Source organism: Vibrio sp. M260118 (genome assembly GCF_036533755.1).
Classification (GTDB): Bacteria; Pseudomonadota; Gammaproteobacteria; order Enterobacterales; family Vibrionaceae; genus Vibrio.
Genome location: NZ_JATABG010000480.1, coordinates 1 through 2,156, shown reverse-complemented (window position 1 = coordinate 2,156; position 2,156 = coordinate 1). Strand labels below are relative to the sequence as shown.

2 protein-coding genes are annotated in these 2,156 nt (G+C 43.9%); one reads left to right on the top strand and one right to left on the bottom strand.

From position 1 onward, the window contains the following. Positions 1-187, top strand: a 187-nt coding sequence (locus QTO00_RS18615; protein WP_331426098.1) for a 7-cyano-7-deazaguanine synthase, incomplete at its 5' end; no start/stop codon positions are given. On the opposite strand, the gene QTO00_RS18610 is transcribed toward QTO00_RS18615, so the two are convergent. Next, on the bottom strand, positions 144-2,156 hold a 2,013-nt coding region (locus tag QTO00_RS18610; protein WP_331426097.1), incomplete at its 5' end, for a tetratricopeptide repeat-containing diguanylate cyclase. The two genes, QTO00_RS18615 and QTO00_RS18610, sit on opposite strands and share 44 nt — an antisense overlap.

Here is a 2,156-nt window from a genome sequence, read left to right as displayed (position 1 = left end):
CGATCAATATAACGCTTTGCAACTGGTGCGAGAGAAAACGTTGACTTGTTACAACGGTATTATTGGCGATGGTTGTGGTGATTGCCCGTCATGTGAACTCAGAAAGGTAGGGTTAAATGACTACCTTTCTGAGCGCGAAGCTATTATGGCTGAACTGGTACGTAAGCAGAGTTCGGCAGGTAAATAGGTTCGTTGTAAGCATCGATAATCTGATTCTTCCCATTCATCTTCACTTGATACAGTGCTTGATCCAATATTGAATAAAGTTCGTCGAAATCACTTAGTGGTTTCGATGTGGCAAGGTAGGAGAGGCTTGCGGTAATTGTAAGCTTCTCTTTGGTCTCTGCGGTAAACTCACTGCTGCCAATTTTCTGATGTAGCTCTTCAACACGCTCTCGCACATCGAGCTCATCGACATTCTTCATCACAGCAACGAACTCCTCACCGCCTAAGCGGCCAAAAATATCACCCTCATGCAACGTGGTTTGAATGCACTTGGCAATGGCTTGTAGAGCTCTGTCTCCTGTTGGATGACCGTAGCTGTCATTAACCTGTTTAAAGTCATCTAGATCAAGCAAAACCAAAATGTGCTTTTTAATCAGTGACGGCGTTCTATCTACACTTTTAATTTTGTAGATCGAGGCAGCTCGATTATAAGCGCCTGATAGCTGATCAATTTCTGCTTTTTTACTCTTTGTCCGCGATATCAGATACAGAGCAATGAGTACTAAACTGAGTAGACCTATTAAAAAGATGAATAAGCGTCGTTGTGATTCGAGCGCTTTATTTTCTTTTTCTAGGGACTTGATGGTTTCGATGGTCTGACTTTGTTTAAGCGTCTGGTTAAACTCTTGCTGCGCCCGTTCCATTGCTAGAAATGCTGCTCGATTCTTTTTGGTTCTTTTGGCAATTTCAGAGTCGAAATACTGTTGATGGTATTGCAGTGCAAGCTTGTATTGGCCTACGTCTTGAGCAATGGTCGCTAATGATTTTAGTGCTTTCGCTTGTAGCCTTTCGCTCTGGATTTTTTCTGCTAATGCATAAGCTTGTTGCGAGTAATCTTGTGCTCTATCGAAGTCATCTTGGGCTTTAGCCAAAACTGAAAGTGCAAGATATATCTCGCCACGAACTGAATCATTCCCCTGTGTTTCTGCTAGCGATAGGGCTTCTGATAAATGTTGGTAACTTAGCCTATATTGTTGTATCTGAGCGTAAGCCTTACCAAGCCCTAGGGCGACGTGCGTCACTCCATAGGAGTAGTTGTAGTCGTTAAGAATCTGTTTGGAACTCGAGAAGTGTTGGATAGCGCCAAGGTAGTCTCGAGTGGCGAGTAGTATGTCTCCCATGCTGTGGTGTGACTGCGCCATACCCAGAGCCATATTGGATTTCTCGCGGATCGACAAAGCATGATTCATATACTCTATAGCAAGATCATATTGGCCGAGTGTCTTTAATAGCAGGCCCGCATCGTTATAAACACCGGATGGGTCGACATAGCTTGGGATCGAGTTTAGGTAAGCTTGATAGGTGTCGAGAGCTGCTTGGTAGCGGCCGACAAACTCTTGGTTGTTACCCACCACTCTCAATGCGTCGTACTTTGGCAAAATTGTATTATCTACTTCGTTTAAGTGAGTTTCCAACGCATTACAGTAAACTAATGCACTATAAAATTGCCCTTGCGCATTTAGAGCACGACAGAGGTGATACTCAAACAAAATCTGGCCTTGAATGTTCCCCTTACTGTTTGCGTGTTCTAGGTTTGTTAGATAGCTTTTTGTGGCTGTAACAAAGTCTAATTTCGCTTCGGCATTCAGCCCGGACATGAAGGACTGTTCTAAATTAGAGTACTCTTCATCGAACGCGATGGAATTGCCATAGTAGGGTTGGCCTCGCAGCGTCATAAAATTATGTAGCTTTGAGCTGATGTACAGTTTTTCAACGCTCGGGGGCAGGGCGCTATAGCGGTCCTGGAGCATCGATAGAGCTTTTGAGTCGCTCGTTTGAAGTGCATTATGGTAGGCCGTTTCCCACTGTTCCCAGTCATGGTCTTCGGCAGAGTATGCCTGCGGGATGAATGCCGCAGAAGTCAGAATCCAAGCAAATAGACGTTTCATTGTATTAGTTTTTATAAATATTTTGCTACATAGTAGAGAAGT